Raw genomic sequence first — 17,435 nt, 5'->3', positions numbered from 1 at the left:
AGTGGCTAGCGCCGCTGGAACTTAAATCCAGCGGGGTCAACCGTGCAGCTCTTCGGCCGCATACAAGGTGTTCTCCAGCAGGCACGCCCGGGTCATCGGCCCGACGCCGCCTGGCACCGGAGTGATCCAGCCGGCGCGGGGCAGGGCGGTCTCGTAGACCACGTCGCCCACCAGCTTGCCGTCTTCCTGGCGGTTGATGCCCACGTCGATGACGATGGCGCCTTCCTTGATCCATTCACCCTTGACCAGCCCCGGCTTGCCGGCAGCCACCACCACCAGGTCGGCGCGGCCGACGTGGCCGGCCAGGTCCTTGGTGAAGCGGTGGGTCACGGTCACGGTGCAGCCGGCCAGCAGCAGCTCCATGGCCATGGGGCGGCCGACGATGTTCGAGGCGCCCACTACCACCGCATTCATGCCGTACAGGTCCTGACCGGTGCTGTGCAGCAGGGTCATGATGCCTTTGGGGGTGCACGGGCGCAGCAGCGGGATGCGCTGGGCCAGGCGGCCTACGTTATAAGGGTGGAAACCGTCCACGTCCTTGTCGGGGCGAATGCGCTCGAGCAGCAGCGAGGCATCCAGGTGCGCCGGCAGTGGCAGCTGCAGCAGGATGCCGTCGATGTCGGCGTCTTCATTTAGGCGGTCGATCAGGTCGGTCAGCGCCTGCTGGGTGGTGTCGCTGGGCAGGTCATAGGCCTGGGAGTTGAAGCCGACCTCTTCACAGTCTTTACGCTTGTGCGAAACATAGACTTGGGAGGCGGGGTCGCTGCCTACCAGGATCACTGCCAGGCCGGGGGTGCGCAGGCCTTGCTCGCGACGTTGCGCGACACGTTGGGCGATCTGCTGGCGCAGGCTGGCGGCGATCGCCTTGCCGTCGATAAGTTGTGCAGTCATGACGCGTGATTAACCATCGAGAGGGAATAAAAAGAGCGCGCATTCTCGCATGACCGGGGCGCAGGGCAAAGGCGCTTGGTCTGGCAATTCCCCTAACCCCTTAAATAAAATGAATTTTTTTCAAAAAGGTGTTGACGACTTTGCCGCTCGTCTATAACATTCATCGCACTTGTCGGGCAGAGCCTAGCACTGGTTAGCAAGGTCAGGCAGAATGAGTGGTTTTGATAGCTTGTTCGGTATGACTAAAAGTTAATTTGTAATCCTAACAGAAAGCAGATTAAATATGCGCCCGTAGCTCAGCTGGATAGAGCATCCGCCTTCTAAGCGGATGGTCGCAGGTTCGAGTCCTGCCGGGTGCGCCAATACAGGCAGCTGGCACAAGTAAAAGCAGTAAAGCAATATGGTGGGCGTAGCTCAGTTGGTAGAGCACAGGATTGTGACTCCTGTTGTCGTGGGTTCGATCCCCATCGTCCACCCCATATTCTAAAAGGCGCCCGATGAAAATCCGGCGCCTTTGCTTTAAAAGCTTCACGCGGACGTGGTGAAATTGGTAGACACACTGGATTTAGGTTCCAGCGGCGCAAGCTGTAAGAGTTCGAGTCTCTTCGTCCGCACCACTTTGTAAATCAAGTACTTACCAGCTTTAGAGCGCCCTCCGCTCGACCCGCTGGATTATCAGTGTAGCGAGATTGTGACATTGGCTTGTCGAGCACACTGACCGCATCTCGCACCCTGGCCGGTGCGAGGTGCGCATATTTCTCGGTCATCTGCACCGACGAATGCCCCAGCAAATCCCTTATCTCCATCATCGGTACCCCAGCTATCACCAGCCAGGCTGCGCATGTATGCCGCAGGTCGTGGATGGTGAAGTCGGCAATGCCTGCCTTCTTTGTTGCTGAATCGAACCCGGTAGACGGGTCAGCGACCCTTTCCCCATTGCGACGCGAGAACACCCAGGGTGAAGACGGGCAGTGCTCGGCCCGATCGGCCATCCTGCTGCGCATCACCGCCATAGCGGCCTCGTTCAGCGGGATGCTGCGGCGTTTCTTGGCCTTCGTTCTTTCCCCCTCTAGGAAAATCAGCCGGTTGGCCATGTCCACCCGTCGCCATTCAAGCCCGAGCATCTCTTCTTTGCGGCAGCCGGTGTTTACCGCCAGGCGGATGAAGTCGTCCAGCACATCTCCATGGCGCTGCGATCTTGCCACGCGGCACAGGGCGTCAACCTCCGACCTGGTAATCCAGCGCACCCGGCCTTCTGGCTCCCGCATCGTTCGCCCCTTCACCGGGTTGGGAAGACCCCATTCCAGTTCAGTGATGCCCCAGTTGATTGCCACAGACAGCGCGGCCAGCTCCCGGTTGATGGTGGCCGGCGACTTCCCGGCCTTGATCCGAAGGGATGAGTACTCCCGAATGTCCTTACCGGCCAAGTCGTTCATGATTCGGCCGGCGAAGAACGTGCGAAGCGCTTTCACCCGGTGCTGGGTGGTTTCGAAGCTGCGCTGCGTCTGGCCGCATGGTTCAGGTACTCAACCATCACTTCCTCAAACGTCCGCTGGCGATCGACCCCCATTTCCTTTTCCCGCCACGCCTGGCTCCGCTGTTCCTGCTCTAAAGCCTTGGCTGCGGCATGGTCCTCGGTGCCAGAAGAGCGTCTAACGTACGTTCCATCTGACGCGGTGTAGCTGATCCACCACACCTTTCCTCGTTTGTACGGCATATCCTCTCCTCGGATACGACGCCCGCGGCGGCGAGGGTACCAGGGATGCCAGCCTCGATCATCTCAACGAGCTTTTGATAGTGAACGCGCAGCGGCCCGAAGCCCCGCACGCATGGGATTTTTCCGTCCTTCGCGAGGCGATAGGCAGTTGAGCGACCGATTCCCAGCATCTCGGCCGCCTGGGTGACTGAAATCAGTCGCAGGTTCATGGATGGTCTCCACGCCGCCGGTGGCGGCTGGTTGGTGGTCAGCCGCGGTGCAGCTGAATCATTTCGCGTGCATGTTCGAGGGCGGCCAGGTGTTCTTCCTCGGCGCCGATCTGGCCATTGGCGTCAGGTGTGGTCACGGCAACTAGGTGCTCAAGGGCGTTCACCAGGTCGTCGCGCTGCTGGCCTTCGGCCCGACCGATATCCCAGAACCGATTGGCCCAGTGGTCCGCCGGCGGCTGGTTGTTGTTCTGTTTGCCCACGAAAAGGGCGCCCACGATTACGTCGCACAAGCCGCTCTTGTAGCCGTTGTCGCCATCGAGGCTCAGGCCCCAGCGCCGGCGCAGGGTGTTCACGACCTCGTCGGCATCGACGCCAGGGCCCTTCAGGACGATGTCTTGCTCTGGCTCGCCGGGCGTGTATATCGCCAGGGTCAGTTTGGCTTCGGGCGCCAGGTGATTACTGATCATCACCAACGCATCGTTGGCGACCTCATGGAATCGGTTGATTGCGGACATAGGGAATCCTCGCCCGCGCATGTCGGCGGGCTTGAGTTGTAGGGGGAGGGGGTAGGCGCGTGCTTCGAACAGGTCGATCTGCGCCGCTGGGGTGTCGCGAATGGTTATGGCCTCGGCAATGCACTGTTGGGCGGTACCGAAGTGCGCCTCGTCCTGCTCGATGCCGATGAAGCGCCGGCCCAGCTGGATGCAGGCGATGCCGGTCGTGCCGCTGCCCATTGTGTTGTCGAACACGACTTGACCAGGGTTGGTGTAGGTGGCGATCAGGAACCGCATCCAGCTGACGGGCTTCTGTGTCGGATGGAAGTTAGCCGTCTGCTTGTCGCTCGAGAAGAATTGGACCGAACGCGGGTACCGGTCCGTGGAGTCGTACTCGGTGAGCGCCAGGGCCTTGCCGTAGCACTCCGAGTTGACCGTCTTGCGCTTGGCAGTGCGCCGCTCGTGGCCGCTGATCATCTGTGGGTTGTACACAGGCTGTCGCCGGTAGAAGACCTGGGCGCTTTCATGGGCCCGCAGTGGCTGCTTCTTGGCGTTGAGAAATCCGGTTGCGTTGCCTTTTTCCCAAATCCACTCGTAGCGGTAGTCCCGCGGGTTGCTGGCGACCACCAGCGAGCTGAACGGCTGAGCTGCGCAAAGAACGATGGCCGCCTCGGGCTTGGCGAATCTCAAGTACTGCTCCCACAGGGGGGGCGAAAGGGATCACCACGTCCCACGCGCATTGCGTAGTCCCGTATGGCAGGTCAGCCAGCACCATGTCGACGCTGGCATCCGGGATCGACTTCATCACCTCCAGACTCTCGCCTTGGTACAGACTGACTTCGCTCATCGCGGCCCCCTGTAGATCAGGTAGGCCATATGGGCGAGGGCGATCATCGCATCAGCTCCTTGGGCACCTGGACTGTGCGACCTATCCTGTTGGCGACGATTGCTCTGCAAGCAGCATGCTCCCGCGTACCCCCACCCTCCCGCTCGAACGGGTCCAACTTGATGCTCGCCACCCACGGTACATGGGCACCACGGTCAATCCAGACGCAGTACTTTTCGATGAGGCGCTCTACGACATCGGTAGCGAATGAGTCGGCGCAAAATGCCAACTGCAGCTGGCCGGCCGGCTTCGGCAGTGGTCCTTCGATTTGTTCGATTGCCCAACCCAGCGCCTCGCCGACCAGGTCGGCCGTCTTCACTTCGATCAGGTCGGTCATGGTCGCTTCTCCAGAGAGTCCTTCCAGTCCCCGCCAGGGGCACTTTTGCCAGCCAGGGTGTGCTCGGTGTCATAGTTCGTGAGCCACAGAACTCGTCGGCAGTCAGGAAGCGCCTGGAACCAATACCACTCGCCGAAGCTGTCCCTGGCCAACCATCCCGCCCATTGCGGGGCGTCCTTCCAATCGGGCTTGCTCACAGCTGATACCTCTCATCAATCCAGCGCCTAGGCGCCAGTGCGGGTGTAGGTTCGGGTTGTGTTTCGTGCAGGGAGAGCTGGCGCTCGTTGTGGGCTAGGTCCGACCTGTGCAGCATCCAGTCCGGCAGGCAGGAGATCCCGCCATTGCTGCCGCCGTACTTCCAGCAGGTGACCTGCCGGTAATCGTCGTGCATCACCTCTACATGGGTGTCTGGCCTGGCCGCCCGGCGCTGGGCGAGCTGTTCTGGCGTCATGGGTTCGCAGCCGGCCAGGGTGGCCAGCAGCAGGAGGCAGAGGGCGAGGCGGGTCATGGCTGAACCTCGCGCATCTGCTTGTAATAGTCTCCGGCGGGGCCGGCGTAGCGCAGAGCGTCCGTGACGTTCATCCAGCCAAGGCTTTTGGCGAGAGCCCACACCTCGTCGTAATGCTCTGCCTTGCGGCTCTCCATGCCCTTCCGGTGCGCCTCATGGTGAGCGGCCAGCGCTCTGACGCAACGCTTGCAGGTGACCAAGCCTTCCTTCGTAGTGAAATCGCCCTCGATCAGGTTGGTGCCGCAGAAAACGTAGTCGTCGCCGTCGTCTTGTGGCGCGCCTGATCCGCCGAAGGTGAAGTGTGTTTTCCGCCTGCTCATTCCTTCACCTCGATGGCCACGTCGTCATGAATCCACTCGATGTCGAGCAGGTCGTCCTCAGTGATCTGGTCCTCCCTGGTGTCACTCATGCTCACCAGGTCCTGAACCTCTTCGTCCGGCACGTTCTCCATTACCTTGCGGAAGTTCACGACCGCTTTCCCGGTCAGGATGATTGTTTTGCCCACGGCAGATCCTTGGCCGCCATATCGCGGCAGTGAATAGAGGGGAGAGGGGTAGGGGTGTTGCTACGGAACGCGGACCCACCAGCTTTGCGCGTAGGCCACGCCGTCGATGAACTCGATGCCAGTGAACGTGGCGCCCATGGTCGACATGCCGGTCATCACCGCCTCATACAGCGGCGGCAGAAGCGGCTCGCCCGGGTGAATCTTCAGGATCGACGCAGAGCTGGAAGGCCGGCCCATGGGTGAGAACGCATCGACGCACAGGTGCACGTCTCCGCGGATCGGCACGACGCTGTTGATCTCTTTCTTGCTGCGCGGCACGCCGCGCACGCGCATTGGAACGATGAGGAAGCGATAGTACTGTTCAAATAAACAGTATTTGTTCCCGCAAATCTCGGCCGTCGATGGCGGTTCGTCGGTTGGAGTACAAATGTTCTCCTGCTATGGCTTGCGTTCGAGGGCGGCGCGGGCTTTTGTCACGACCTCTATGACCTCAGGCTTGAACCCCATCCGACCCGAGCCATCATCAGATATGTCTTCCGGCCAAAGTTTGCACATTGCCTCAAGATGACCTCGGAGATCCCCCCGCCCATCGCGCTCAACCGGCTGCCTTTCTCGAGCTGGCAGCCGCTTGCGATCCGTTTCGGTTTCGGCCAGGTGGGCGCGCAACCGCTCGGTTTCTAGCAAGTAGTCGTTGGTCACAGGCGAAGGGTCTCTACTTGTTCCCGCAGCCGCTCAACCTCGCCAGAGTCGACGTGGGTGTAGAGCGGTGTCCAGTCGTTCGTGAAGGGCTTTTCGCAGTACTCGCGACCATCCACAAATTCCCGATAAAAAGCCACCGGCTCGCCTTGGTGCTGTGCGCCGGCCCCCACAGTCGTGAACCGAATCCACCCTTGCCGGTCGCCAGCAGTCGCCACGCCGCCGTACTCGCGATCATCACCACCGGCCGCCAGGCAGGCGAACAGGGCGTCTTTCAATGCTCGGTCGGGATCGCCCTGGTGCTGGTCGGCCGGCTGGGCCAGAAGGGCGCGCAACTCCTTCCGCGCTCGGTCTTGGGTGATTCGAAGTCCATTGCACGCTTCCTCAAGGAGGCTGCGCGGCACGCTGAACATCTGTTCGGTGTTGCTGTATAGGTTTTCTGTGGGCATGGGAATACCTCGTTCATTGGCTACTGTAAGTGATGGCTTTACGGAATCACTGAAAGTGCATAAAGTGCGTGAAGCCTGAGCCTCCCTGGGAAAGTCAAAGTCAACTTTGCGGGGCGCTCCGCATTGGGGATTCCACCGAATAGGTGGTTGCGTGAAGTCCGCCGAATAGGCGGTTACGTGAGCTTCATAACGGTTTGCCGTTGCGCTGCTCTTACCTTCGCCCAGCTATTGGAGCTTCTTATGCAAATTGAGATCACTATCAGGCTAGATCTGAAGATTTTGATCGTGCTGCTGAAATTCGCACTGTCTTGATTTGAAGGTTGTTCCGGGTCGTAGCGCCGCCACCCGGTTTTCTTACTCTCCGAAAAAGCTATCAATTTCTTCGTCCTCGTCGACTAACGGCTCGTGTTGCAGGTCTTCAGGGGCGGCGAGGTGCGTCGGGCTTTTGCGAAAGTTAAGCGACTTGTCGGGCTATGTCAGGCAGATAGTCAACCCACCCAATCTTTGGCATCTTGGTCTTCTGATTAATCACTGGCTTACCTTTGGCGTCGGTGATTTCACACTTTGCCCTGATGCGTAGATCGCGGCACTGGCCTGTCTTTCTTGCAAGCTCCATGAACTGCTGGGCGTACTGCGGCGCATCGAAAAGATGACTCAGCTGCTTGACCTTCTCGCTGGCCATGATCGCTGCGGTGCGCTGCTCCACGGCCTCATTCCACTCAGCAAGGGTCAGCTCCAGGGGGGGCGCCGGCTTTCCCGCTCGGCCTGGTCGTCTTGTTGATCTTACTGGCCTTCAGCCAGCGCTACGTCGGCGGTCATGCCGAAGACTGCGAATGTGCTCATGGTGATCTCCGGGCAGCCACCAGCCTCGCCGGGGTGGCGTGATTCGTTGAAGTGGGGTATTGGTGTCGCGCTTATTTCAAGGAGAGCGCTGTGGAGTGGTATGAATCGTTGTTTTTGCAGGCATGTGGCCATGTACTGACCCAGTCGCGGGTAGCCAACCTTCGTCGAGCTGACGGTGTTCTAAATCTGGATATTGCAGCCACGCGTGATCTTGCTGACTCTTACCAGCGCAGCGTTGCTTTAGCGTTCAGCGCCGAAGAAGTGAAGCAGAGGCTTTCCGAAGGTGCAGATTGCGTTCTGTTGTTGCTGGTCCATGAGCATCAGTTCTTCAACACCTTGGAGAAGCTGAAGAGGGAAAACGATGTTGTTTTGAGCGCGTCCCTGCGGACCGATGCCAGGTCGAATGATTTTTCCAACTACTACGTCGATGTCGCACTGATCAGGAAGTCGGCCTCTGGCCAGATGAATGTCGCGCACTAGTCGACAGTTATCGCTATGCATGCACCGCCCTCTGTGGCCGGATGCGGCATGGTGGCAATATGAGTTGAAGAAGATTCGGTCGTTGAGTAGGATGCGGGGTATTGGCGTGCAACTTGTGTCGCATGCCTACAGCGTTGGGTTCATAGTGAACTGCGACCTGAAGATAACCGAAGTCTTGGCCGTCCTAGCAGATCTGGTAACGCTGTACCTGCCGATCGCTCCATTCATTGCTGTATTTGACCTGGGGGTTGCTATGACGATTATGACAATGCTGAACTGGTGCGAGGCGGTTACTGCGGGGTCTGAAAGGACTGGCCAGGCATTCGAATTTCAGGTTGTGGCTAGCTCCAATAGGCCGCCAGGGGAGATCTAATTTTCCCAAGACCCGCACCAATTTTAGGAAAAGGCCGATCATTCGGCCTTTTTTTCGTCTCGAGTTCCGTTTTTTGCTTAATTTAGGGTCAAGCTGAGATGATCGCGACGTAGGTGTTAGCCATGGAGAATAGGGTGAATTTGGACAGCGCGACGACCCTGCCACAGAGCTATGCGTACAGTTTTTCGAATTGCAACTTTGTATACGCGGATGACAATTTCGCTGTCGGGGCTTGGAATAGAGTAATGCACTCTTCGGGGTATCGGTATTGGAGAATATCAGGATTGGCCGGTTCGGGTGTGGCGGCGGGTCAAGATGGCATTCTTGTGACGCAGACGGTCGGCGGCGCCATCCATTCTTTTACTGGTATATCGCTTGAGGCTGCGCCCGGTACTGAATATGTTATACGCCAATCTTCTACCTCTCTCGCTCTGTCAAATTTAAATATGAGCGGATGCTCATTCGAAGGGCGTGTTTCAATAACTAATTTCTCGTCAGGAGTCGTGTCGAGAAATAATTTTTTTAATTATTCTGGCGCTCTTGTCTGCTCCGGGGCTGGATTAATTATTGGGAATGGTGGTTTCCTGAATCCTTTTTCGGGAACTACTCTCGTAACGCTTTGGGGGGCAATGCCTGTCAGTGTTGGAGGGCAAACCAGATACATTCCAATGTATAACGGCTTTTCGTAAACTCCTGAAAACGCCCGCCCAAAGGTTTTGACTAGGGGCGGGCCACCGGCTTACTGGATTATTTCTGGTGCATTCTTTTTCGCCCACAATGCAAAATGCTCAGCCAGTTTCTTGCTTGCATATTCTGAGTAGTGGTTGTATTCATCCCTGAATACTGGCATTCCGTCCACAATGAAGTTACAACGCTCTGCGTCGCAGAAAAATTCATTCTGATCATAGAACATAGTCATTGGGTTGCTGGCTTTTACCTCTACCACTAGCTGGCTGAATGAAGATTTAAGTCGCTGCAAGTCGGAAGCTGGTTTGGTGCACTCATTTTTTGGTGCCGTGAATGGGCGCGAGAAGCATCCTTTTATGTCGTAAGGCAAAACGATGTGCGGAAAGAAAATGATAGCCTTAGCGCCGCTGCGCTCAATGTATGAGACCTTTTCCTTTATAGATGATATGTATTGCTCAGTTGGAGATCCGGACAAGCCACTAATTAATACGTACTTTAGGTTTGGGCTTTCGCTGATTATTTTCTTTATGTACTCCATCTGATGGAGTGGCCGGAATCCTGCGCATGGCCTACCTGTTTTTGGCGAGTCTGACGGTTGGGTGTCAGCTAGTGTAGGATCGCATGCGCCAATCGATAAGATTGTCTCATTCTTGAATTCAGCCAAGCTTTCCAATCCGGGATAAATATGATTAGCAAAGCTATTTCCCATTATAATTATAGTAGGGGGTGCGTCCTTGTTTGTTACGCAGAACCACCAGTCATAGGTGGTGGCCTCTCTGAAATCATATCTATTTAGGCATGTTCTGTTTTTTGAGAACTCCCAGTGCGGCCCAACAAACTGAGAGTTGATGTCTTTGTATGTTTTTACTGTGCTTCTGTTTGGGATGCCAGAATAATAAAATGTGGATAACCCAATGCATAACGTAACGGCCATGGCAGCGGTCAATGCATGGGTCTTGAATGTCCAATTCGTCTTTGATCTTAACGGCTTCTCGATAAAGTAGAAGGTTGTTGCTGCCAAAATGACTGCCGTCACAACTGCGATTAGACGTAGCTCGATAGATGGAGTTCCGCCCTCTACCACCCTTAGTAGTGACAACAGAGGCCAATGCCATAGGTAGAGAGGGAAGCTTATCAGTCCAACCCAAACCATTGGTCTGCTGGCGAGTACATGCTTGTTGAAAAACGCGTTAGGGCCGGCGGATATTAGGAAGATCGCAGCAGCTACTGGTATCAACGCAAACCATCCAGGGAAGCTATTTTCTTTGCTGATAGTCGCTATCCCATATGCCACAAGAGCGGTTCCCGCCAGGGATAGAAGGTTTGCCGCATAGAATCTAGGCTGCAGGTTCCTGAATATCGAGAGGTAAGCTAGGATCGCGCCTGCGATGATCTCCCAAAATCGCGTGTGCGGCGAATAGAAGATTGTTACTGGATCACCTTTTATCATGCTGATGTTCAGAGTGAACGATACGGCAAACAGAAGTACCGATACAGCCAGTATGTTGGCGCGGAGCTTCCACGCAGCCCAAAGTATGATGGGCCACAGAAAATAGAATTGCTCTTCCACCCCAAGCGACCACAGATGCAAGAGTGGTTTTGTTTCTGCTGAGTTATCAAAATATCCACTTTCATTCAGCAGGACGATGTTGGAGACGAATGCAGCGCCGCCTGCGATGTGCTTGCCCAGTTGCTCAAATTCGTCTGCGAATAGGCCGAACCAACCGAAAACGTAGCAGGATGCTAGAACCGTGAGCAGGGCCGGGAAGATCCGCTTCACCCGCCGAGCATAGAAATCGGAAAAGCTGAACGTACCGTTCGCAATGCTTTTGAGAAGAATGCCTCCGATCAAGTAGCCGGAGATTACAAAGAAGAAGTCCACGCCGACGAATCCGCCTGGAAGGGCGCTTGGGAATGCATGGAACACAACTACTGCAAGGACTGCAATAGCCCTCAATCCATCAATGTCAGGGCGATACTGGATGTTCGGATTACTCATAACTTACCTGTTGTGTTGGTCAGCTGCCTGCTATGGCGGCGAAGAGTTTACCTAAAAGGAGTGCCTATGCCGATCACCGAGCGGCAGTTGCTGCAGATCCTTCCCAGTGCCCGCCCGGTAGCGGGCATTTTTTTGCCTGCTCTAAACCGGGCAATGGCTCGCTTCAAGATCAACAGCCGGCTGCGCACCGCGGCGTTCCTTGCCCAAGTCGGTCACGAACAGGCCACCTGCGTAGCCTGGTGGAGAACTTGAACTACAGCGCCGATGCACTGGCGCGGACCTGGCCCACCCGGTTCACCGCGCTGTCGAGCGCCGCCTATGCCCGGCAGCCTGAGAAGATCGCGAACAAGGTATATGCCGATCGCATGGCGAACGGCCCCGAGTCATCGGGCGATGGTTGGCGGTACCGAGGCCGCGGGCTGATCCAGCTCACCGGCCGGTCGAACTACCGCGCCGCCGCTGACGAGCTGGGCCTGCCCCTGGTCGATAAGCCTAAGCTTCTGGAGCAGCCTGAATTTGCCTGCCAGTCGGCCGCGTGGTGGTGGTCGCAGAACCGACTGAACGAGCTGGCGGACGCCGGAAAGTTCGAGGCTATCACTCGCAAGATCAACGGCGGCCTCAATGGCCAGGCTGATCGGGTGGCTCTATACGAGCGGGCACTGAAGGTGTTGGCGTGATCGGGTGGCGCACCGCCGGCGCGGCGGTGTGTCTCGCCCTAGTGCTGGTGTCGTACTGGGGTGCCTATGAGCATGGGCGTACGACGATGGACACCGAGTGGCGGGGCAGTTGGGCTGCGCGCGATGCCGGGGACAAACAGGCTTGGGCCCTGGCTGAGCAGGTGGCCAGAAAAGAAGAGCTTCGCCGGCAGGCGGTGGTGGATGAGGAGGAGAGCAATGCGAGGAAACAGTTTGAACTGGCGGCGGCTCGCGCTGCTGCTGGTGGGCTGCGCGGGGAAATCAGCCGGCTGCGCGCAGGGCATTCAGCCACCTGCAATGCCAACGCTGCCCAGCAGCGCCAGACAGGAGCCTCTGCCGTCGTGGTGCTCGGGGGATTGCTTGAAGACGCTGACCGAATGGCGGGCAGCTGCGCAGCAGCGCTTGAGCGAAGCCGAATAGCTGGGCTAGCGTGGGAATCGATCATGGACGGCACGAGAACGCACCGCTGACCGGTGATTGCCTGAGGCCATGACGGGCTATACGATACTGGTTTTACATACAGTATCGGCCATGCCACTCCCATACCCTCCAGCCTGGGTAACCGCACTCGATGACCGCGAGCCACTGATCACAGATCCAGAGGCGCGAGTTGCCGTGCTCAGGCAGATGGCCTACGACTGCTATCAGCGGGCTGAGGTGTCCATCGAGGAGATGGGCGAAATGCTGAGCTTGTCGAGGCGGCGCGGCTTTGGGCGCTGATAGAGCACGAAGAGGCCTGGGCGCTGGGCTTGTTTGGCGACTATCCGCAGGATAATCCCGGCGGCGCACAGGTGATACAGGGTAGCGGCAAGCCCACCTGTGGGTAGCTATATAGACGGACGGAATCAGTCGGCAGAACGCGGGAGATGGTGGTGTGACAGGATTGTGCTGCACACGCGGTGTGATGTGACACAGAGCGGGACTATTTGAACAGGATTGACTAGTGCGGGCGTCGTAACCTGTTGAATTTAAAGAGCTAAATGTAGACCCTCATGATTTAGGTTCCAGCGGCGCAAGCTGTAAGAGTTCGAGTCTCTTCGTCCGCACCATCTAAGCGTCTGTTTCTAAAGGCGTTTTCCCGGAAAGCTCTGAAAATGGAGTCGTTTGGGAACACTTTGGAAATGAGCAAACGAGAAAGGCAGCCTTGATGGCTGCCTTTTTTCGTTTCCGGGCTCGACATTTCAGCGCTTCACTGCGTTCGTGGGCACTGCATGCTTAACTCAGCCTATCCGCACTTGCGATCGAGCACCCACGAAGATATGGACGACAATGCGTTCGGTGCATACGCGTCGCGCCCGTACATAAGGAAAACGGCTTTGGAATACCATGGCCACTGGCTGGTCAGTTGATAATCGAACCATGTGCTGCGGAGCAGGCCATGCGTCGCAGACGGGATTTTGCGAATACATCTATGTGTTTGCTTGGGGAGCCGTTCAGACCAGACGGCCAAGCTCTCGTCCGGGCTGACGTTCCTGTCCGTTTCACCCATCAGAATCATCACCGGCGTGTGCATGCTTGAAATCGCTTGCCGGGCATCCGCCTGGGAATTACGCCGCTCGAAATCATGTCGTGTGCAGGAGGAGTCGCACAGCCTGACGGCTTCCTTTGGCGTGAATCGGGTATCAAACAGGGAGGCCTCATGACGTTCTGCGTCATTGATCTCACTCGGTGGTACCTGTTGTGCCAAGAGTCTTTGACGCATGTAGTAAAGCCCTTGGTCGCGCCAGTTGATTGCAGGCCCTACCAACACCGCAAAATCTGCATGCGCCCATTTGCTCGCTTGCGGCACCACCCAGCCTGCCTGTGAAAATCCTAGGAATCCCATCGGGCTGTCAGCGAGGGCGGGCTCGCTCCTCAGCCGCTTCAGTGCAGCTGCTGCTTCTGCTGCGCGGTCGTCCATGACCTGCGCTAGCCAGTTGCCCTGGCTGGCACCCACGCCCGGCTTGTCCCACGAGAATACGGCAATACCTTGATCCAGCAAGTGATTCACCAGGGGCGCATAACCGTCGTCTGACCAACTGTTCTGCGCGCCATCCCCGTGAACAATCAATGCGACGGGAGGGGACTGTTTCCCGTTAGGCAGGAGGAGCGTGCCCTCTAGTTGATCACTGAGATGACTGAATCGAATTGTGTGGGCGGGGCGTTCGCCGAGATCAAAGTCTTGCAATCGAACGACCATGAAAACACCGATTGCTATCAGGCCTCCTAGCCCGATTGCTGCTTTGCTGAGTTTTTTTCTGTTCATGAACTTGCTCGAATGTGTCCCTGCATCGTTCTGCTCGGCACTGAACACCTACCGCTGCACCGCAATGCACTTGATCTCCACCAGCAACCCTGGTCGGGCGAGTTCGCTGACGCCTATGCAGGTCCATGCACAGGTGCCCCTTGGAAAGACCTTGTCCTTCACGCTCCTGAACAGCGGCATATGGCGTTGCATGTCGATGTGATAGGTCGTCATTTCGACCACGTCGTCAAACCCGCAACCGCCCGCCGCGAGCACGAGGCGAAGGTTTTCCCAGGCCGCCAGAAACTGCTGCTCCGGGTCTTCAATCACCTCCAGCTCCGGCGTTCGACCCACCTGCCCGGCGCAGTACAGGGTTCTGCCCACCTTTACCGCGGGGGCATAACCAGCACGCTCGCAAAGCAATTTCATCTCGTCGGGGACGATAATCTGGCGATCAGTCATGGGGCAGGGTCCAGGGGAGTAGGGCTATCAAGCGACGCGCCACTCTATAGAACAGAAAAGCCACCTATCAAGGTGGCTTTCGCGTTTCAGTGCCCTCGCGTCAATGCCTGGTCGCCTTGGGCCCACCTACCGGTGACAGCTCAAGCTCCAGTCGAACGATGTTGAGGATTCTGGTGAGTGGAGCGGCTTGCTCCGCCTCCCCCAGTGCGAGGAGGTGATCGCGTTGTTCGCGAATTCTGCTGAGGCTCTCGTCGAGCTGCGCAGCGGCCAATCGGTATTTTTCCATGTGCGGTTCCTTTATCACGGCCTCCCTGCCACTCGAGTCGGCCGTTCCGTGTGCGGGTGCTGTGGCACCGTTCGTCAACGGAAGGCCCTGCAAGCATAGCGTCCTTTGCGCCGTAGGCGCGTGAACACCACGGGCAGAACTGTTCCAACATTTATCCGCGCGCATGCTGATGAATGATTTTAAAAATAATACTGATTTTCATTTCCCTTTTTGCCTGCCTCACGTGACCTCTATTGCAAGACCATTGCAACGTTCCAGGGAGCTTCACGTGAAACGCATCGCGCCGACCGTAAATCCAGGCCAGCAGCCCGACAGGCACCGTGTTTTCAAGGCGGCGCAGGGCGCGCTTACTGTGCTGGCGCTTGCCGTCAGTGGTGCCAGCGTTGCAATGGCGGCGCCCATGGAGGCGCCCACCGCTCAGCACGCAGCTGTACGCAAGCATTACCAGATTGCGGCAGGCCCGCTGGCGCCCGCACTCAATCAGTTGGCGGGCGCCACCGGCGTGATGCTGACCTTTTCCCCGGAGCTGACCGACAAGCGCCAGACCCAGGGCCTGGATGGCGAGTACAACCGCAAGGAAGCCTTCGACCTGCTGCTGATGGGTACCGGGCTGCGCATCGTGCAGCTCAAGGACAAGAGCTTCGTGCTGCGCGCCGATGAACAGAGCCGCAGCGCGCTGGAGGTGGGCCCCACGCTGGTCAACGCACTGGGCGAGCGCCCGGGCGTGATCCGCAGCAGCCGCGAAGTGCACGCCGAACGCCAGGACCTCAACAGCCTGGTGCGTTCCATGCCCGGTACCTACACCCTGCATTCACGCAGCCAGCCCGGGGTTTCGGTGAACATCCGCGGGCTGTCGGGCCTGGGGCGGGTCAACACCATGATCGACGGCGTGACCCAGACCTTCCGCAACAACGCCGGTCACGGTTCGGGCGGGCCGATGGCCTTCGTCGACCCCAACCTGCTGGCCGGTGTCGATGTGCAGCGCGGCGCGGTGGACGGCGCCGAAGGGGCCAATACCCTGGGGGGCACCGCCAACTTCCGCACCTTCGATATCGACGACATCGTCAAGCCCGACCACCGCGTGGGTGTGCGCAGCACCTACCGCACCGGCAACAACGGTTACGGCAACACGCGCATGCTCGCCGCCGGCGCACGAACCCGTCCCGAGGATAGCGAGGGCGTGTACGGCATCGTCGCCGCCGCCAGCAGTTCGCAAACCGGCGAATACAAGACCAGCTCCGGCCAGGAAAACCACTACGACACCACCAAGCAGAGCCCGCGCTCGGGCCTGCTCAAGGTGCGCCTGCAGCCCAACGACCTGCACCGCCTGGACCTCAGCGGCGTGCAGTACCGCAACGAGTTCTACCACAACTACCCATGGGAACTGCGCAACGAAACCTACCGCGCCAAGTACGCCTACACGCCCTACAACGAATGGGTGAACCTGACGGTCAACGCCTACCAGAACAAGACCCAGCTCGATTACCCGCCGGTGGAGGAATCCACCTTCATCGGCCGCAAGACCCACGACGATGCCCACGGTTTCGACTTCACCAACCTCAGCCGTTTCAACCTCGGCCCGGTGGAAGCGAGCTGGAGCAACGGCATGCGCTACTACACCGACGACTTCGTTGCCGACACGCCGGAAAAACGCGGGGCCAACCCCGAAGGCAAGCAGCAGACCGAAAGCCTGTTCAGTACCCTGGAGCTGGACTATGACATCTATGCCATGACCCTGGGCATGCACTACGACGGCTACAAGGTCAGCGGCCACGTGCCCAAGTGCTCGATTTTGCGCGAGTGCGCGGGTATCGGCGGGGGCGATGTGGACATCACCCGCCGCGAGCACAGCTTCAACCCGCGTATCGGCTTTGCCGTAAAGCCCTATGACTGGATGCAGCTCTATACCAGCTGGTCGCGCACCTCGCGTGCACCGCGGGTGCAGGAGATGTTCTTCGAGAAGGTGCCGATGACCGCCGACGCCAGCGATGCCGACGGCGTAGGGGCCAACCCGTACCTGCGCCAGGAGCGCTCCACCAACTACGAGTTCGGCTTCAATCTCAGTCGCGCCGGGCTGTTCAGCAACAACGACTACGCCCAGCTCAAGGTCAACCGCTTCATCAGCAAGTTCGACGGCTATATCACCCCGCAGTCGTTCGACATCGTCGATGACGACGGCGAATACTCGGCCAAGGCCAACTGGGTCAACTGGCCCGAGCAGGTGCGCATGAGCGGTTACGAGATCGAGGGCCGCTACGACGCAGGCTTCGTCTACGCCAACCTCTCCTGGACCCGCGCCACCACCAAGGCGCCGACCACCTCGGGCATCGAACTCGAAGACATCAACAGCCAGCCCGACCGCTACTGGACCCTCGACCTGGGCACGCGCTGGTTCGACGAGCGCGTGGTGCTCGGCGCCCGCGGCGAGTACTCCGGCCCTGCCGAAGAAAGCTGGGACTGGTACGAAACCAGGAAGACACAGTCTACCGGCGTGATCTGGGACCTTTACGGCAGCTGGCAGGTGCAGCAGAACGTCAGCCTGTTCTTCAACGTCGAGAACGTGGAGAACAAGACCTACAGCTACAACGCCTCGGTGGACTCGATCATGTCCGCCTCACTGGACCGCGGTACCGGGCGTGGGCGTACCACCTCGTTCGGGGTCACGTTCGAATACTGACCCCACAGGACCCTCTC

The 17,435-nt window shown here is 58.2% G+C and carries 18 protein-coding genes, 4 tRNA genes and 2 pseudogenes; 8 read left to right on the top strand and 16 right to left on the bottom strand.

From position 1 onward, the window contains the following. Positions 1-36: 36 nt before the first annotated feature. Complete coding sequence (folD, locus tag N0B28_RS17605) at positions 37-891, bottom strand: bifunctional methylenetetrahydrofolate dehydrogenase/methenyltetrahydrofolate cyclohydrolase FolD (RefSeq protein ID WP_054915292.1); 855 nt, start codon at positions 889-891, stop codon at positions 37-39. Positions 892-1,176: 285 nt separating this feature from the next. Here folD and N0B28_RS17600 point away from each other — a divergent pair. The 3 genes from N0B28_RS17600 (at position 1,177) to N0B28_RS17590 (ending at position 1,508) form a co-directional block, all read left to right on the top strand. Next, a tRNA-Arg gene (locus tag N0B28_RS17600) sits at positions 1,177-1,253 on the top strand. A gap of 41 nt (positions 1,254-1,294) precedes the next feature. Further along, a tRNA-His gene (locus N0B28_RS17595) sits at positions 1,295-1,370 on the top strand. A gap of 53 nt (positions 1,371-1,423) precedes the next feature. Next, positions 1,424-1,508, top strand: a tRNA-Leu gene (locus N0B28_RS17590). A 9-nt stretch (positions 1,509-1,517) separates the two neighbouring features. Here the strand turns inward: N0B28_RS17590 and N0B28_RS17585 are convergent. From N0B28_RS17585 to N0B28_RS17535, 11 genes and pseudogenes are all read right to left on the bottom strand, one after another. Further along, positions 1,518-2,327 carry a site-specific integrase gene (locus N0B28_RS17585; protein ID WP_231390635.1) on the bottom strand — a complete coding sequence of 270 codons (810 nt, stop codon included), beginning with the start codon at positions 2,325-2,327 and terminating at the stop codon, positions 1,518-1,520. 172 nt (positions 2,328-2,499) lie between these two features. Beyond that, on the bottom strand, positions 2,500-2,817 hold the full coding sequence (locus N0B28_RS17580) for a helix-turn-helix domain-containing protein (RefSeq protein WP_078479621.1): 318 nt from the start codon (positions 2,815-2,817) through the stop codon (positions 2,500-2,502). A gap of 38 nt (positions 2,818-2,855) precedes the next feature. Further along, the gene (locus N0B28_RS17575) at positions 2,856-3,332 is read right to left on the bottom strand and encodes a hypothetical protein (RefSeq protein ID WP_078479718.1); all 477 of its coding nucleotides are present in this window, start codon (positions 3,330-3,332) and stop codon (positions 2,856-2,858) included. Between the two features lie 186 nt (positions 3,333-3,518). Beyond that, positions 3,519-3,938: pseudogene (locus tag N0B28_RS17570) on the bottom strand (DNA methyltransferase); the annotation flags it as partial. A 263-nt stretch (positions 3,939-4,201) separates the two neighbouring features. After that, positions 4,202-4,534, bottom strand: coding sequence for a hypothetical protein (locus N0B28_RS17565; protein ID WP_078479622.1), 333 nt, complete (start codon positions 4,532-4,534; stop codon positions 4,202-4,204). A gap of 193 nt (positions 4,535-4,727) precedes the next feature. Further along, positions 4,728-5,042 carry a hypothetical protein gene (locus N0B28_RS17560; protein ID WP_078479624.1) on the bottom strand — a complete coding sequence of 105 codons (315 nt, stop codon included), beginning with the start codon at positions 5,040-5,042 and terminating at the stop codon, positions 4,728-4,730. Continuing rightward, positions 5,039-5,362, bottom strand: a complete 324-nt coding sequence (locus tag N0B28_RS17555; RefSeq protein ID WP_058540508.1) for a hypothetical protein — start codon at positions 5,360-5,362, stop codon at positions 5,039-5,041. The genes N0B28_RS17560 and N0B28_RS17555 overlap by 4 nt, the downstream gene beginning before the upstream one ends. Beyond that, positions 5,359-5,511 (bottom strand): hypothetical protein, encoded by a 153-nt coding sequence (locus N0B28_RS17550; protein ID WP_160328361.1) that lies wholly within the window; start codon positions 5,509-5,511, stop codon positions 5,359-5,361. The genes N0B28_RS17555 and N0B28_RS17550 overlap by 4 nt, the downstream gene beginning before the upstream one ends. Before the next feature lie 96 nt (positions 5,512-5,607). Then, on the bottom strand, positions 5,608-5,865 hold the full coding sequence (locus N0B28_RS17545; RefSeq protein WP_148071510.1) for a hypothetical protein: 258 nt from the start codon (positions 5,863-5,865) through the stop codon (positions 5,608-5,610). A 377-nt stretch (positions 5,866-6,242) separates the two neighbouring features. Further along, entirely contained in the window at positions 6,243-6,692 is a 450-nt protein-coding gene (locus N0B28_RS17540; RefSeq protein ID WP_078479626.1) for a hypothetical protein, read from the bottom strand. A gap of 454 nt (positions 6,693-7,146) precedes the next feature. Beyond that, positions 7,147-7,398 carry a hypothetical protein gene (locus N0B28_RS17535; protein ID WP_196932489.1) on the bottom strand — a complete coding sequence of 84 codons (252 nt, stop codon included), beginning with the start codon at positions 7,396-7,398 and terminating at the stop codon, positions 7,147-7,149. Positions 7,399-7,625: 227 nt separating this feature from the next. On the opposite strand from N0B28_RS17535, the gene N0B28_RS17530 reads away from it, so the two are divergent. Next, positions 7,626-8,015 carry a hypothetical protein gene (locus N0B28_RS17530; RefSeq protein ID WP_078479627.1) on the top strand — a complete coding sequence of 130 codons (390 nt, stop codon included), beginning with the start codon at positions 7,626-7,628 and terminating at the stop codon, positions 8,013-8,015. Positions 8,016-9,127: 1,112 nt separating this feature from the next. Here N0B28_RS17530 and N0B28_RS17525 read toward each other — a convergent pair. Beyond that, positions 9,128-11,074 carry an acyltransferase family protein gene (locus tag N0B28_RS17525; RefSeq protein ID WP_078479629.1) on the bottom strand — a complete coding sequence of 649 codons (1,947 nt, stop codon included), beginning with the start codon at positions 11,072-11,074 and terminating at the stop codon, positions 9,128-9,130. Between the two features lie 66 nt (positions 11,075-11,140). Between N0B28_RS17525 and N0B28_RS17520 the strand changes: the two are divergent. The 3 genes and pseudogenes from N0B28_RS17520 (at position 11,141) to N0B28_RS17510 (ending at position 12,818) form a co-directional block, all read left to right on the top strand. Beyond that, positions 11,141-11,751: pseudogene (locus tag N0B28_RS17520) on the top strand (glycoside hydrolase family 19 protein). Continuing rightward, on the top strand, positions 11,748-12,239 hold the full coding sequence (locus N0B28_RS17515; protein ID WP_078479631.1) for a DUF2514 family protein: 492 nt from the start codon (positions 11,748-11,750) through the stop codon (positions 12,237-12,239). Before N0B28_RS17520 ends, N0B28_RS17515 begins: the two are co-directional and overlap by 4 nt. A 475-nt stretch (positions 12,240-12,714) precedes the next feature. Continuing rightward, positions 12,715-12,818 (top strand) — tRNA-OTHER (locus N0B28_RS17510). A 176-nt stretch (positions 12,819-12,994) separates the two neighbouring features. On the opposite strand, the gene N0B28_RS17505 is transcribed toward N0B28_RS17510, so the two are convergent. From N0B28_RS17505 to N0B28_RS17495, 3 genes are all read right to left on the bottom strand, one after another. Next, positions 12,995-14,062, bottom strand: coding sequence for an alpha/beta hydrolase (locus N0B28_RS17505; protein WP_196932488.1), 1,068 nt, complete (start codon positions 14,060-14,062; stop codon positions 12,995-12,997). Further along, the gene (locus tag N0B28_RS17500) at positions 14,063-14,455 is read right to left on the bottom strand and encodes a RidA family protein (RefSeq protein ID WP_058541313.1); all 393 of its coding nucleotides are present in this window, start codon (positions 14,453-14,455) and stop codon (positions 14,063-14,065) included. 100 nt (positions 14,456-14,555) lie between these two features. Then, positions 14,556-14,741, bottom strand: coding sequence for a hypothetical protein (locus N0B28_RS17495; RefSeq protein WP_054915290.1), 186 nt, complete (start codon positions 14,739-14,741; stop codon positions 14,556-14,558). 268 nt (positions 14,742-15,009) lie between these two features. Between N0B28_RS17495 and N0B28_RS17490 the strand changes: the two genes are divergently transcribed. After that, on the top strand, positions 15,010-17,418 hold the full coding sequence (locus N0B28_RS17490) for a TonB-dependent receptor (protein ID WP_201023449.1): 2,409 nt from the start codon (positions 15,010-15,012) through the stop codon (positions 17,416-17,418). Positions 17,419-17,435: the final 17 nt, after the last annotated feature.

Source organism: Pseudomonas sp. SD17-1 (assembly GCF_029201585.1).
Lineage (GTDB): Bacteria > Pseudomonadota > Gammaproteobacteria > Pseudomonadales > Pseudomonadaceae > Aquipseudomonas > Aquipseudomonas palmensis.
This window is presented reverse-complemented; position numbering and strand designations above follow the sequence as displayed.